Annotated in this window: 11 protein-coding genes and 1 pseudogene; 3 read left to right on the forward strand and 9 right to left on the reverse strand. The window is 44.8% G+C overall.

The window, feature by feature from the left end; translation table 11 throughout:
- A pseudogene (locus B3763_RS11845) lies at nucleotides 1-1,202 on the forward strand (DUF5916 domain-containing protein); the annotation flags it as partial.
- A 109-nt stretch (nucleotides 1,203-1,311) separates the two neighbouring features.
- Here B3763_RS11845 and B3763_RS11850 read toward each other — a convergent pair.
- The 3 genes from B3763_RS11850 to B3763_RS11860 all read right to left on the reverse strand — a co-directional run bounded on the left by B3763_RS11850 (nucleotide 1,312) and on the right by B3763_RS11860 (nucleotide 6,620).
- Nucleotides 1,312-4,569: a S41 family peptidase gene (locus tag B3763_RS11850; protein ID WP_286746711.1), complete on the reverse strand. Its 3,258-nt coding sequence runs from the start codon at nucleotides 4,567-4,569 to the stop codon at nucleotides 1,312-1,314.
- Between the two features lie 107 nt (nucleotides 4,570-4,676).
- On the reverse strand, nucleotides 4,677-5,915 hold the full coding sequence (locus B3763_RS11855; RefSeq protein ID WP_286746713.1) for a nucleoside recognition domain-containing protein: 1,239 nt from the start codon (nucleotides 5,913-5,915) through the stop codon (nucleotides 4,677-4,679).
- Nucleotides 5,916-5,924: 9 nt separating this feature from the next.
- Complete coding sequence (locus B3763_RS11860; protein ID WP_189629948.1) at nucleotides 5,925-6,620, reverse strand: 16S rRNA (uracil(1498)-N(3))-methyltransferase; 696 nt, start codon at nucleotides 6,618-6,620, stop codon at nucleotides 5,925-5,927.
- Nucleotides 6,621-6,672: 52 nt separating this feature from the next.
- Here B3763_RS11860 and B3763_RS11865 point away from each other — a divergent pair, with 52 nt between their 5' ends.
- Complete coding sequence (locus tag B3763_RS11865; protein ID WP_286746714.1) at nucleotides 6,673-8,148, forward strand: ArnT family glycosyltransferase; 1,476 nt, start codon at nucleotides 6,673-6,675, stop codon at nucleotides 8,146-8,148.
- Between the two features lie 72 nt (nucleotides 8,149-8,220).
- On the opposite strand, the gene B3763_RS11870 is transcribed toward B3763_RS11865, so the two are convergent.
- Both B3763_RS11870 and B3763_RS11875 read right to left on the reverse strand, forming a co-directional pair.
- Entirely contained in the window at nucleotides 8,221-8,685 is a 465-nt protein-coding gene (locus B3763_RS11870; protein WP_189629950.1) for a hypothetical protein, read from the reverse strand.
- Between the two features lie 107 nt (nucleotides 8,686-8,792).
- Nucleotides 8,793-9,053, reverse strand: coding sequence for an acyl-CoA-binding protein (locus B3763_RS11875; protein ID WP_189629951.1), 261 nt, complete (start codon nucleotides 9,051-9,053; stop codon nucleotides 8,793-8,795).
- Nucleotides 9,054-9,108: 55 nt separating this feature from the next.
- Here B3763_RS11875 and B3763_RS11880 point away from each other — a divergent pair, with 55 nt between their 5' ends.
- A complete protein-coding gene (locus B3763_RS11880) occupies nucleotides 9,109-9,756 on the forward strand; it encodes an outer membrane beta-barrel protein (RefSeq protein WP_286746718.1) in 648 nt (215 codons plus the stop codon).
- Between the two features lie 87 nt (nucleotides 9,757-9,843).
- On the opposite strand, the gene B3763_RS11885 is transcribed toward B3763_RS11880, so the two are convergent.
- From B3763_RS11885 to B3763_RS11900, 4 genes are all read right to left on the reverse strand, one after another.
- A complete protein-coding gene (locus B3763_RS11885; RefSeq protein ID WP_286746721.1) occupies nucleotides 9,844-11,739 on the reverse strand; it encodes a peptidase M61 in 1,896 nt (631 codons plus the stop codon).
- Nucleotides 11,740-11,840: 101 nt separating this feature from the next.
- The gene (locus B3763_RS11890) at nucleotides 11,841-13,199 is read right to left on the reverse strand and encodes a sensor histidine kinase (RefSeq protein WP_286746723.1); all 1,359 of its coding nucleotides are present in this window, start codon (nucleotides 13,197-13,199) and stop codon (nucleotides 11,841-11,843) included.
- Complete coding sequence (locus B3763_RS11895; protein ID WP_286746726.1) at nucleotides 13,199-13,666, reverse strand: hypothetical protein; 468 nt, start codon at nucleotides 13,664-13,666, stop codon at nucleotides 13,199-13,201. The genes B3763_RS11890 and B3763_RS11895 overlap by 1 nt, the downstream gene beginning before the upstream one ends.
- Before the next feature lie 104 nt (nucleotides 13,667-13,770).
- A complete protein-coding gene (locus B3763_RS11900; protein ID WP_286746728.1) occupies nucleotides 13,771-15,144 on the reverse strand; it encodes a sigma-54-dependent transcriptional regulator in 1,374 nt (457 codons plus the stop codon).
- Nucleotides 15,145-15,260 lie beyond the last annotated feature (116 nt).

Genomic DNA, 15,260 nt, shown 5'->3' on the forward strand with positions numbered 1-15,260 from the left:
AAAGTACCGGCCAAAATATTCAGAACCCCATTCCGGCCGGTTTGCGACTTAGCGGAAAAGTGAACAACAACCTGAGGTTGGGGCTATTGAGTATGCAGGCCGGTGAAAACGATGAGGCAGGCTTGCCTTCATACAATTACTCGGTACTTTCATTGCAGCAAAAAGTTCTGGCAAGGTCCAATGTCTCTTTCTTGTTCGTGAACAAACAAACCTTTGCCGATATTACAGAATACGACCCCAGGTTCTACGCCAAATGGAATCGCACGGTGGGAATGGACTACAACCATGCTTCGGCTGACAACGTGTGGAATGGTAAACTGTTCTACCATCAATCGTTCGAAGAAGCAAAAACAGACGATTCCTTTGCCTCCGGCTTTGAGGTAAACTACGATATACCCAAATGGTCGTGGCGAATGTCAGGTCAAATGGTTGGAGCCAATTACAATCCGGAGGTAGGATTTGTAAGGAGAAGAGACATTCGCCAGCTCAATAGCACCGTTCAATATGCCATATTTCCTAAGAAAGGCCCTGTGCAGCGGCACGGGCCGGGTTTTGATTTTGACATGGTCTGGAACGAAACATATGGGTTTTTAGATTGGGACATGAACATTCTTTATGATGTGAATTGGAAAAGTTCGGCCCGTTTCAGTGCTCGCCTTCGCAGGCAGTACACCTATCTTTTCAATGGTTTCGACCCCAGTGGTTCCGGTGGCCTCAGATTGCCCAGTGGCACGGGGTATCATAACAACATGATCATTGCCAGCTACAATTCTGACCAGCCTAAGGTGCTATCGTTCGACTTGCGTACGCGCTCCGGAGAGTACTTTAACGGAACACGGATTAACCTGGAAGGAGGGATTAACTTTCGCTATCAACCGCTGGGCTTTACCAGCCTGAGTTTTGCCTACAACAATATAAAATTACCCGATCCGTATAATGATGCTGTCTTGTTCCTTATTGGGCCGCGTTTCGATTTCACCTTTACCAAATCTCTTTTTTGGACCACATTTATTCAATACAATACACAGATTGAAAACCTAAACATTAATTCGCGTCTGCAGTGGAGATTTGCTCCGGTTTCCGATTTCTTTTTGGTGTATACCGATAATTACCTGGCTACAGACGATGAGGGATTTATTAATCTGGGGCCTTCTAAAAACCGTGCCTTGGTGTTTAAACTTACTTATTGGCTTAATTTTTAGCCGCGTATATTTTTTAACTGGTCTTTGCCGGAGGTATTAAAAACAAAAGAGAACGGACTGTTTTCAGCCCGTTCTCTTTTGATATATCTATTGAGAAACAAGACTCTCTTTAGTTGCCTTTTTTGGCCGGAGTGTTGTACGGAGGTACGGTTACTTTAGGTGTAGGATTGGCCTCAAGCAAGCGCAAAGCTTCTTGCACGGCTTTTTCCAGTTGAAGGTCTCTACCATCAGTAAGTGCTCTGGCCGTCTGCCTTACATTTATGTCGGCAGGAACTCCTTCGTTTTCTGCTACAAATACATTGTTTATGGGGTCAAACACGGCATTGTCCGGTGCTGTGAGGGAACCTCCGTCAACCATGGCGTAGTGGGTCGATGATTTGACCAAACCACCCCAGGTTCTGGCTCCAATGAGTGGCCCGGCTTTTTGCTGTCGGAACACCCAGGGGAAGAAATCTCCTCCTGAGCCGGCCAGTTCATTAATGAGTAATACCTTAGGGCCTAAAATGCCAGCTGGGAGTCTGAAAGGTCGGCCATTAGGAACCTCGTTGGTAAGCCCTGCTCTTAGCGAGCGGGTCATTAAGTCTACCATATAGTCATCGAGCAGGCCGCCTCCATTAAATCGTTCATCAATTACAGCACCTTCTTTATCTTGTTGAGCAAAGAAATAGCGGTTAAAGTTGACGTAGCCACCACCACCGGTATTGGGAACCCACACATAGGCCAGGCGGCCGTTAGAAAGTTCGTCTACCTTGCGTCTGTTATCTTCAACCCAGGCTCGCTGGCGCAAGGCATTTTCACTTCGAATGGGCTCAACCACTTCGGTCCAGGAGCCTTCAAAGCTTGGTTTGTCATTGATATGAATTATCGTCTGTTTACCGGCTGTGCCATCGAGCAACTGCTGTGGGTCCTGGCTGGCATCTAACTCATTACCGTTAACTCCCACCAGGTAGTAGCCGGTTTGTACTTTAATACCCGGCCTATCTAACGGACTGGTAAGCCCTGGATTCCAGCTTTCGGTGGTGTATATACGTTCTATGCGCCAACGGTTTTTGTCTATGGTAAAATCGGCCCCAAGAAGCCCCATACTCGAGCGTTCAATGTCGGGATAGTCGCCACCGCCAACAAAACTGTGTCCTACAGAGAGCTCGCCATTCATTTGGTCGAGAATATAGTTGAGGTCATCCCGGTGTTTTACGAACGGAATTAGTGGAGCATAGCGGTTGTACACCGTGTTCCAGTCGCGGCCATGCATGTTCGGGTCATAGAAGTAATCTCGCTCATACCTCCAGGCTTCTTCAAAAATCTGCTGCCACTCCTGAGAACGATCGAGTTTCATTTCCAGATTGACCGAAAGAGTCTCACCACCTTTTCCGCTTGGGCCACCGGTATTGGTTACAGACCATCGGCCACCAGAGCGAACCAGCATTTTTTTGCCATCGGCCGAAATGCTGAATTGATTTACCCCGGTAAGGAACTCATCGGCCTTTCTTTTGTCAAGAGAGAACTTGTGCAGTGTGAGGGCAAAGCTGCCTGCGGGCCTTTCGGCCAAAAACACGCTGCCGGAAGGGCCTGCGGCAGTGGCCACATAATTGCCGGTAGGTAGCGGGAGGGCTATGGTACGCCTGGCAATATTTTCGAAATCAATACGAATACCTTTGTCTGCTTCAGTTTTCTCTTCTTCTTTCTTACCTGAATCTTCTTTGGTTTCTTTTTTTACTTCCTCTTCATCGCTTTTCGGTATAAATGGCGACTCCTGATCGTTTTGAAGAACTACCACATAAGCGGCATAGCTTGGGTCGGCTGTCATGGAACTGGTGTTAGCCCACCCGGAGCCGAGGGCTACATCGGTGCTGGCCAGGAAGTAGAAGTGCTTCTGGTCGTTGTCCCAGGCCGGAGAAAAGGCATCGGCAAAATCGTCAGTCAGTTGGTTGATGCTGTTGTCCTCACTGTTCCATACCATTATTCTTCTAAAGTTGTTGTTGCCTGATTTGGCATAGGCCAGTTGCTTGGAATCTGGAGACCAAACAATGCCGGTTGAGCCTCTCTCCAGATTATTTCCACCCACATCAATAGTTTTAATCTCTCCATTCTCCACATTCAATACTCTGATTCTTACGTCATCGTCTACAAATGCAATGTGTTTGCCATCGGGCGACCAGGTAGGCTCCCAGGCTAGTTTAGATTCACCAATACTAAAACTGGTGGGGGTTGAAAGTCCGTCCTGATCTGTAAAATAGATGCGGTAACCTTTTCCGTCCATATCAGAAAACCAAGCAATTTTATCGCCTTTTGGCGACCATATAGGTCTCCTGTCGGCAGCATCTGAAGATTGGGTTAAGTTTCTGGGGTCTCCAAATTCAACCGGAACAGTAAAAATTTCTCCTCGAGCCTCCATAACGGCACGTTTTCCGGTAGGGGAAAGCGATACGCTGGTGGCTCGGTTGGTTACATTTTCCCATTTGGTTTCGGCCCAGGGAAAATCACCTACTACAGTAATGTTGAGTTGAGAGGTATTGCCGCTGGCTGGGTCTACCAGGTGTAGATAACCGTTTTGTTCAATAATCAGCTGGCCATTGGCTCCGGCATTCAGGTATTTTACATCGGTGCCGCTAAAACGGGTGATTTGTTTCAGGGCTTTACTGCGCGTGTCATAGGCCCAAACGTTCATGGTCCAGTCTCGGTCGGAAAGAAAATAGATGGTATTTCCTATCCATAGGGGTTGAATGTCTACTGTTCGCTCTTCGTGGGGCAGTAGCTCTTCCGACTGATTGGCGGGGTTAAGAATAATAAGTGGGGTGTTTTGGCCACCTCTGTAGTTTCTCCATTCAGAGTCCCAACGGCTCATTTTGTCTACCACTAATTGTCTGCCGTTGGGTGAGAAGGAGGCATCGTAGCCCCATTGATGAGAAAGCAGGGTAGAAGGACCACCTTCTACAGGTACCGTCCAGAGTCTGTTGTAAGAGGTGGGGGCACTTTCTCTTGAACTGGCATACAAAATCTTGCTGCCATCGGGAGACCAACCCCTTACATAAGCTGCCGAAGGGTGCCAGGTTATGCGCCTGGGAGTGCCTCCGTTTTTAGACACTATATAAATGGCTGTATTGCCCGACCGATTGGAACTAAAAGCAATCCATTGACCATCTGGCGACAGGTGAGGGTTGCTCTCTATGGCCGGGGTACTGGTTATTCGGTTTACATTTTGGCCATTTGTGTCTGCAATCCACACATCGGAACCATAGGTAAATACTATGTGCTGATTGCTCATGGAGGGTTCTCGCAATAGCCTTGTGCCTTGGGCGACAAGGGCGGGTGCCAGGCAAAGCCACAATAAAAGCAGAGTGGCGATGCGGTAGGTTGAGTTTTTCATGGGCTTTTGTTGTCTTGTTTTGATCGATTCTTTAAAGTAATCAATTCTTGGCTCAGTAACCTTAAGGCTATGGCAAGCGGACAACAGAAGTGATGAGCTCGAACCTTTTAGTGGAAGAAGATATAGGAAATAATAATGGCTGCTATAATTCCTGCAAAGTCGGCTACAAGTCCTGCTCCGGCCGCATAGCGCGTGTTTTTAATTTTTACAGCTCCAAAGTAAACAGCTAGCACATAAAAAGTAGTCTCAGTAGAGCCTTGTAACACTGAAGCTACTTTACCGGCAAACGAATCTACTCCCAGAGCTGGGTTATCAAAGATATCGAGCATAGCGGCTCTTGCTCCGGATCCACTGAGTGGCTTCATCCATGCAACTGGCAATGCATCTACAAAGTCAGTATTGATACCCAAAAATTCAAAGAACAGTCTGAAGCCATTATTGATAAACTCAAGTGCGCCTGAAGTTCTGAACATACCAATGGCCACCAATATGGCAATAAGGTAGGGGATAATTTTGATGGCTACATTAAACCCGTCTTTTCCTCCTTCAATCAGAGCTTCGTATACGTTCACTTTTTTACGTATGGCCATGAGTATGAATACCACTACAATACCCAGTAAAATAATGGCTGCGGCTACTCCTGATATGACAGAGACCTGTTCCTGGGGTATGGAGCTAAAGTACCACAAGGCCGCTGAGATGAGTAAGGTAAGGCTTCCTAAGTAGCCTAGAATAACTTTATTGAATAGGTTGATTTTTTGAATAATGGCTACGGTTATCAGCCCTATAAGTGTAGAAAAATAAGTGGTTAAGAGTATAGGAATGAAAACATCGGCAGGGTTTAGTGCTCCCTCGGTGGCACGATAGGCCATAATGGAAACCGGAATGAGGGTGAGCCCGCTGGTGTTGAGTACCAGAAACATAATCTGGGCATTGGTAGCCGTTTTTTTATTGGGATTGAGCTCTTGCAGGCCTTCCATGGTTTTGAGTCCCATGGGAGTGGCTGCGTTGTCCAGGCCAAGAAAGTTCATGGAAAAATTCATGAGCATGGGGCCAAACACAGGGTGATTCTTAGGTATTTCGGGGAAAATACGGATGAATAGTGGGCTAATGAGTTTAGACATTATAGCCACCACACCGCCTTTTTCGCCTACTTTCATGATGCCCATCCATAGGGTAAGAGCTCCCGTGAGTCCAATGGAAATTTCGAAGCCGGTTTTGGCCGTATCGAAGGTGCTTTGAAGAATGGCAGGAAAAACCGTAGTATCGCCAAAAAATATCAGCTTAATGAGGGCAACAACAAATGCAATAAGAAAAAACGCTATCCAAAAGTAGTTAAGAGCCATAGCACAATCTTAGCCAAATAAATTTAAAATATGTACTGCCGCCAGGCCGGCCGTTTCGGTACGCAGACGACTTTCTCCCAAAGTTACTTTTCGATAGCCTGAGCTTATGGCTTGCTGAAGCTCTTGCTCCGAAAAATCACCCTCGGGACCAATAAGCACTACTGAGTGCTGACCGGGTTCGACCAATTCTCGCAAATGAATGGGATTGTCAAAGTCTACATAGGCAATATAGCGGTGGGGAAGGTCACAATGGCTTAAAAAGCTCTGCAGCTTAACCATTTCATCGATTTGAGGGAGCCTGGCTTTGAGCGATTGCTTCATGGCACTGACCGCTTTTTTTATCAGTCGGTCTGTTTTCAGTACGTTGCGTTCAGCATTTTGGCAGAGTACGAAACTGATTCGATCTACCCCAAACTCTACGGATTTTTCAACAAACCACTCAATCCTATCGAGATTCTTTGTGGGAGCTATGGCTATGTGCCGAAAGCCATCACGCTGTTTTTCTTTTTCGGTTTCAAGAACCTCAAACCGACAGCGTCTGAAATTGGCTTCTGTTATGGTAGCCGTAAAGAAATGCCCTTTTCCGTCTACCAATCGCAGTAAATCACCTTCAGTCTTGCGCAGTACCTTTATGGCGTGGCGTGACTCTTCCGGGTCGAGTTCTGTGACTCCGTTCAGTACATCGGGTTGATAAAACAATTGCATGGGTAGTGCGAAAATAGGAAGAGTATCTCGCTAAACAATTATATTCGTTGCAATGCAGCACAAGAAGTTCTTTAGTGCAAGACATTACCAGTGGTTTGTAGTAACCGCCAATCTGGTAATGATTGCGGTTTGGTTTCTGGCCAACAATGGCCTGGCTTTCTGGGACGATTTTACTTACCTAAATTTTGCCAGGCAAATCAATGAAGGTTCGTTTGAGCTGGGTACTAATCACTTTACCAGCAGGGTGGCTTTGCTTTATCCAACGGCTTGGGTTATTGAGCTATTGGGTATTAATGAATGGACCATTACGCTGTACCCTTTGCTTTGTGGTTTAATCATTCTCAACCTTACGCTATGGCTGGGGCATTTGTATCACCACTGGTTGGGTGTTTTAGCAGCGACAATTCTTGTATGTGACTATCACATCATCACCTTTATTACACACCTTTTTCCGGAAATGCCCATGGCACTGTTCATTTTTATGGCTTTGGTGGCCTATGACAGGGTGAACAGACGGGAGGGAGATCACAGACTAGCTGCGCTGATTACTGCAACTGCTTTATTTCTGGCCTATCTTACCAAAATGACGGTGATTTTGATTGTGCCGCTATTCTTGTACCTCTTTTTCAACGATTATAAAAGAAGACAGACCAATAAGAGCTACTGGATGATTACTCTTGTTTTACTGATCTTTTTTGTAGTAGCCAATGGGTTTTGGTATCAGGAGGTATATGGAGACTTTTTTTATCGCTTCAAAAATATTTCGAACAATCACGAGGCTTCGGCTAAGACCTTCTTCGATAAAGATAACCTCACCCTGCTCAAACGGCTGACCTATTTACCATTACTGGGATTTTTAAGAGGAGGTTTTTTTGTGCCGCTCCTTTTTTGTTTGCCGGCATTACTCACTACTCGGAGGAAACACTGGAGGTTGGAAAGTCCGGAGCATTTGTGGAGGGTTTCTGTCATTATGATTTTAGTTACCTGGTGGTTTATGAGTACCAACTGGAGGTATTATAGCCCCATGCCGGTAGACACCCGGCACATTACATTTCTTATTCCGCTTATGCTGATGGCTGGAGGCTTCTACTGGATTGAGACCCACCTGCTAAGTGCTATTCGTTACACGAGAGCCAAATTTCTTTTGGCCATTCTTTTGGTTATTCCGGCCTATAAAGTCAGTAGTTCAGGGGAAAGGAATTTTAGAGAATTAAAAGAGGCGGTGGAGCACAACCTGCTTCCTGATACAGGGAGAGTTCGGGTCTTTACTGACGGACTGACTTCTTATGGGTATCCTTATTTCTACAATTTTCAGGCAACTGACCATAATTATGTTTGGTTTTCTGAGTTGAATGGCTCTGCTCCATTGGCAGGAGACTACTTGTTGCTTAACCCGGCCTTTTTGAACGATCGCTACCATGACCATGAAAACCTGGAAGCACTAAAGGTGATGGCGCGCGAAAGCGGGTTGGAATTGAAACCGCTAAGGAATGGTAAGGTGCAGCTTTGGCGTTGGGTAGAGGAGTAAAAAAAGAAACTGCCTTAAACAGGCCTGATTTCGGCACTGCCTAAAGCAGTTTTTATACGTTTAAGGTTGTTTTTAACCTATTTTTTTCAATTGTGTTTCGCCAGCTTTCATGATGGCGTATTCTTTCCATTGCTCAAATTCATCGTTGCTCAGCACCTTTTCGGCTGCACCGGCATCGGGCGGAATAAAGGTGAACTCAGATTCCCACCATTTTTGAGCATACTCTCGCGCCTGATTTTTGTCTATTTCAAATTGGTTGACCTGACCGTCTCCAACCAACCAGGGTTTTTCCTGAGAGCTGTATTTTTGAAAAATCATGGTACGCATTTTTGTACCCATCTCGTCTTTGCGCTCAAAGTGCGCTTTGGAGTAAGCCAGAGTTTCCGGCTCTACCATTTTGTTATCCCAAAACCGTTTTGATTTGATGATTTGAGAGGAGGTAAGCAAGTAACCTTCTCCGAACTCAAGAAGCGAGCCTTCAAGGTCGCACGAACGAACCGGTTTCTTTTTTTTCTTACCGAAACTGAATAATCCCATTGTTGTAATATTTGAGTTTTATAACCTTTTGCAATATGCAAAGAAATTTGCAAATGCGGTTTCTAATTTTTTGAATACGTGTCGGACACAGGCCTGCTCAAAAAATATTATTGAGCGGATTTAAGACGCTCTATAAGGTCGATATATTGTGTCATGGCCTCTTCTTTACTCATGCCTTCCAGCTTTTTCCAGGCGTTGTATTTGGCAGCGGCCTTAAAGTCAAAGCCTCCCGGAGGGTCCTCCGTATTGTTGCCTTGAGTGGCTTGTTTGTAGAGACTGTATATTTTTAGCAGGTCTTCGTTAGAAGGTCTTTCGCTTAAATTATTTGCCGATTTTGCAGCATTTTCGAAGTTTTCTTGTAAGCTCATCTGAAATTTTAACTATATCTTGATGCGAATCTAGAAAACATTTCTTTTTGGCCTAATGAAACTCCGAGTACTTTGCCTTACCCTGATTGTGATTTTAATGAGCCAGCAACCATTGTTTGGCCAGGAGAGTTACAGCAGATTCTATCAGGCGGGACCGGTGGCTAAATTGCTTACGGCAAAAATGACGCTGGATAATAGTGAGATAGATCTGGCGGAAGGAGGTTCTGAGATAGGCTATCAGTTTGGTTTTTTCTTTCGGGCCAATGTAGAAAATGTATACGTACAACCGTCTGTACTGCTTTCAAAAATCAAAACCCAATTGGTGTTTCTCAATTATGACAATGTGCCCAATTTTAATCCGAGAGCCGATTTTGAATTCAATACGCTGGAACTTCCTGTAGACATTGGCTATCGAATAGGTAATTTACGTCTGCAAATGGGACCCTCTTTCAGTATTCTGCTTTCGGGCCATCGCTCATTCTTAAATGAGATAGAGAAGGTGAGCGATAGCTACAACCGAACCAGCATGATGTGGCATTTTGGACTTGGGGGCGATTTTGACCGCGTAATGATTGATATCAATTACGAGTTTGGTTTAAGCAAAACCGGGGAGAGCCTTGGGCGTTTGTTGGGGCGCGAGTTCATTCCAAAGCAAAGGCAATGGGTGATTAGCGTAGGCCTCAATTTTCTTAATGATTATTGACTCAGCGTATTGGCGTAGCCGGAGTATAAAAAACCGGAAATAGCGGGATAGAGTCGCTATTTCCGGCTTAACGTAAGTATCTACACTTTACCTGGCGGGTTTCAACCAGTAATCGCGTAGTTTAAGCTGTTCTTCCGATGGGTTTTCCGTAAACTGAAGTCCCAGCGGTATTTGGACTTCTACTTGCTGATTTTTGGCAGAAAGCTTCACTTCTTTACCTTCTCCGTCTACTTCTCTCCAAACCGTCATGGTGAAGGTTTCTAAACCCGGTATTTTTTGCACCTGAGCGCCTAAGAAGGCATTAAGCTCGGGGCCATAGGCCGGAAACTTATCGCCATTCATGGCTAGAATTATGTCGCCTTTCTTAAGCCCTAATGCATTGGCCAGAGCATCGTTGGCGGCTTCATTACCAATAGCCAAACGCTGCTCACCCTTATGTTGCACCAGGGTAATATTGTTTTGGTTAATGGCAAAAGAGTGTTGTTTGGTAGTGCCATTGTCAATAACATCTACTCCCACTTTAGCGAAAATTTCTTTGTAGGGTAGAGGGGTGGTTCCACTCACATAGGTAGTGAGGAAGTTGCGGATTTCCGGATAGGTGAGGTCAACTATTTCATCGAAAAGTTCTTCATCTTTAAATGATTTGCTAGGACCGTATTTCTTGGAGAGGTCGGCCATCATGTTCTGTACTCCATAAGCACCGTCTGATAGTTCGCGCAAGCGAATGTCCAATGCTGCTCCAATGAGTGCGCCTTTCTGGTATACGTTGTAATACTGGTCGGCATGCTCATCGAGAGCACCAAGGCTCAGTTCGGTAAAGGGAAGTTCATCTTTGAACTGCTGTGAGATAATAATTTTCTCCTGTAGCATTTGTAGGTATTGCTCTGGAGTTACAAGGCCATATTTCACTTGTACACTACCGGCAAAATACTCGGTCATGCCTTCATACAACCACAGGTGTCTCGACATTTTCGGGTTGTTGAAGTCGAAACTTCCAATCTCCTCTGAGTGGATATTGAGTGGCGTAACGATATGAAAAAACTCATGAGCCGCGAAGTCGCGCAGCTGTTGCTGCATTTGCTCTATGGTTTGCTCAGGCATATAATACACAGAGCTATACGAATGCTCCAGGGCTCCGTAAGAAGTTACGGGCTGATCGGTAAAGTAGAACAAAAACGCATATTTGTCTACTGGTAGTTTTCCACCAAGAAATTCGTTTTGAGCACTAAGCACCTCTCGAATGCTCTCGGCAATTTGAGCAGCCGTTATGCGCTTGTTGGGGGAGTAGCTGGCAATCAATACGTCTGTATTGGCTACTTTAATAATGGCCGTATCGGCCTTGCTGTACATAAGTGGTGAGTCTACCAGCCGATCGTAGTCTTCCACTTTGAACTGGTCAACAGCCAGATCTTGGTGATTAGCTTCGGGGCTGAGCTTACCGATTAGTGGAGGGTTACTTTCGGCCTTAAGTCCGGTAGCTCCATAAAACTCTTTGGAGCGAATGAAGTTCAATTCGAACTCTTCTTTCTTCATTCCTTCAAAGTAGCCGAAGAAGCCCGAGGTGTTGATAATAAAGTTTTTACCTTCTTCTATGTTGGTACCGGCAGGTTGAAAGATATCTGGGCCGGGTTTGTCGGTATCGTAGGTATCTTCTACCATGTAGGTGATTTTGCGTAGCTTTTTCGCATTGCTAATCTTCCACGAGTTATCGTCCAAACGTTCCACTTCCATTAGTTTGCCCTTTTTATCATAGGCTTTTAAGTCGGACACCATGCGGCCATAGTCGGCAATGGCATAGGTGCCGGGGATAATTTTGGGCATATAGAAAACAATTTCCTTCTCCTTTATTTTTGGTGTTTCCAGCTCTACAAATACTTTGTCGTCAGCCACCCGGGTTAGGTCTACGGTATATTTATAGGGGTCAGCTGCAAATACACTGGTGCTTAAGAGCAGTGCCAGCAGCACAAATTTTAGTTGCTTCATTCTAGATTAGTTTTGGTAATACAGATTGGACGTCAAATAAACAGGATTGTTATGAATGCGATGTTAACAAACGCAAAAAATATTCTCTAGGCCGATGTTGCCTATTTAATGGGGTCTGAGGCTCTGGTAGGAAAATGAAGGGTGAAAACAGTGCCTGTATGAGGCGAAGTATCTAAGGTTAGCTGCCCTTTGTGAAGCCTCATAATTTGTCGGGATAAGGACAGGCCAATGCCGGAGCCTCCTTCTTTGGTGGAGTAGAACGGAACAAAGATGTGTTCCAATACCTCATCGGGAATTCCGGGGCCGTTATCGGCAATTTTCAGAAGTAGTTCGCCTGCTAGTGGTTCGGTAGATATGGTGATTACGGGCGACCTTGAGGCATTGAGGGCTTCTATGGCGTTTTTAATGAGGTTAATAATTACCTGCTCAACAAGGTCGGAATCGGCCTGAATCACTCCGGTGAGATTAGGAGTTTCTACGGTGATTTGCCTTGTTTTAAATTCTGATTCAAAAAGCTTTAGTGTATTGTTTATCAGTGTTTTAATGTTTGTTTGTGCTATTTTTGGTTTAGGTATTTTTGTAAGCCGGTCGTAGGTAGAAACAAAGTGGGCCAATCCTTTGCTACGGCTTTCGATGGTTTCAATTCCACCAATTACATCCTTTATTAATTCATCATCTAGTCTGGAAATGTCTTTGCTTCCGTTCTCTGTTTTCAACATTTGCAAAAGTACTTCAGAAAGGGTGCTGATAGGGATTACCGAGTTTTTGATTTCATGGGTGAGCACACGAATGAGTTTTTGCCAGCTTTCAATTTCCTGGGCATCGAGCTCACTTTTTATGTCTTGAAAAGACACCAGTTTAAAGTTTTCTTCTTTCAAGCGAAACTCTGTAGCCAAAACCGATAGGTGATAGAGCTGACCATTGAGTTGAGCTTTGATAAGAGCCTTTTCGCCATGATTCATTTGGACTATGGTGGTAGCAATGGTAGGTGCAATGCTTTCTATGCCTTTTACCGAAGTAATCTGCTTTTTGCCGAACAACTGCTGTGCTGCCCGATTGTAGAGCTTTATTTTAAGGTCTTTGTCGTAGCAAACTACGGCCACGCGAACGTGTTCTACAATGGTTTGCAAATAGAGCAGATTGGAGGCTTTTTCCTGGCTTAGCTCCTTCAATACTTCGTTAATCTCATGGAAGGCATAATTGAGGTCGCTTTTTTTCTTGAAGTGATAGGTGTTGGTAAAATCGCCCTGTTTGATAGAAAGTAGAAATTGTGCGAGTTCGCGTTTCGATCGTTCTATATATCGGATCAGACTAACTAATACCAGCAGCCATGCCAGAATAAGCCAGAAGGAGACAAGCCAAAAGTGGGTTGAAGTGAGTACATAAATGGAGGAATAACCCAGAGCAAGGAGTAATAGTATTCGAGCGATAATGTGCCAGCGAAAGTACTTATACTCCATTATCGGGCATTTTTATTGACATAAAACACGAGCAATCGCATTTCTGTGTCTAGCATATTTTTGCAGCCCCAACGAATACCGAAGTTAATATTCATCAATGCCCCTTTCTTGTAGGTATAAATGGAAGTTGCTGCTTTATAGCCCTGCAGTTCAGTTTCCAGGCTTATGGGGTCGTTGGTGCCAAACACGTAACTTTCTTTTTGATCGCGCACATCGAAGTACATATAGCAGTCTGTTTTGGCCAGCAGGTACATGCGTACGGTGGTCTGATCGTCTATGCGTAGTTGGGTGGTTGTGGAGTTGTCAATGCCCTTGAGTGTGAACTTATAAGTGCCCCAATAAGCCCAGTCGTTGGTTTCGTCTTTCAATTGGGCTTCCCGAATCGTTTTGGCCACATCATCGATCGATTGTTGGGCATAAGCAGTGCTTACGGCCAATAGTAAGCTAAATATGAAAAAAACACGCATCTATGATTGGTCGAAAATTCTAAAATAGTGAGAAATGGCGAAAGATGTGGGGCTGCTCAGGTGAAAAGAAGGCCATGCGAGAATTATGGGTTTGCAGATGCCTTTCAGAGTTTGTATTTCTCCATTTTTCGATAGAGCGTGCTACGGCCTACTCCCAGGGCTTTGGCAGCCTGTGTAAGGTTGCCATCGGCATTGCGGATGGCGTTTTGTATGGCCTGCTTTTCCATTTCTTCCATGTTGAAAGTGTCAGTGGCAATTACATTTTGATTGGGCCTTTCTACCAGCAAGAAATCTTCCGGAGCAAGGAGGGGAGAATTAGACATTATAATGGCACGCTCTATGGCATGCTGTAGTTCGCGTACGTTGCCGGGCCAGGAGTAGGCTTTGAGTTTGTTTATGGTGGTTTCATTGAGCCTCATTTTCTCCTTCTTATACTTTTTGCCATAGATTTTGAGAAAGTGTCTGGCGAGGGGTTCTATATCCTCTATTCGCTCTCTAAGTGGGGGGAGTTTAATTTCAACTGTGTTGATACGATATAGGAGGTCTTGTCTAAACTCTTTTTCGCTGGCCATTTCATAGAGAGGCATATTGGTGGCGCAAATGAGCCTGGTATCTAGAGGAATAGCTTTATTAGAACCTACCCGGGTAACTTGCTTAAACTGCAGTGTGGTAAGCAATTTGGCCTGCATGGCTAGTGAAAGATTACCAATTTCATCTAGAAACAAGGTGCCATGGTTTGCTATTTCAAAACGGCCGGGTCGGTTTTCATGTGCATCGGTAAAGGCTCCTTTTACATGACCAAAGAGTTCCGATTGAAAGAGCGATTCGGTAACGGCCCCTAGGTCTACCTTTATAAAGTTTTCGTCAACACGCGGAGAGCTGTTATGAATGGCCCTGGCTACTAGTTCTTTTCCGGTACCGTTTTCGCCCAGAATGAGTACATTGGCATCGGTAGCTGCTACTTTCTTAATGGCCTCAAATACAGGCTTCATGGCAGGGCTTACCGAAACTATTTCTTCATAAGCCTTGTGCTGATCTCGTACTACAATTTTTTGGCTGGCCTTAAGGTTTTCGAGTTGCTTTTTGGTTTTACTCAATTCGTAAATAGCTGTAACGGTTGCCAAAAGTTTTTCCTTTTGCCAGGGCTTTACCAAAAAGTCTACAGCACCTTCTTTCATGGCTTCCACAGCAATATCTATATCTCCATAGGCTGTGTTCATGAGCACATGCGCGTCAGGGTCTTTCGCCAGAACTTTGCGCAAGAGTTTAATCCCTTCTTTACCGCTGGTAAGGCCATAAGAGAAGTTCATGTCCAAAACGATCACATCATAACTTCTTTCATTCAAAAGAAAGTCTAACTTCATGGGATCGCTTTCTGTAATTACCGTTTCGAAGTGTTGCTTGAGGATCATTTTTGCGGTGTACAATACACCTTGATCATCATCTAGCACCAATATCTTACCATCGACTTTGGACATGCATTCAGGGAATAGTGAGTTCTTACACGAAAGTAGGAATTGTGTCATTATGAGACAAGCCATCGTTTCAGTATGACACAAAAATAATGATAGTTGGTAGGATGTATTTTATAAGT

The organism is Roseivirga sp. UBA1976 (assembly GCF_002336325.1).
Lineage (GTDB): Bacteria > Bacteroidota > Bacteroidia > Cytophagales > Cyclobacteriaceae > Roseivirga > Roseivirga thermotolerans.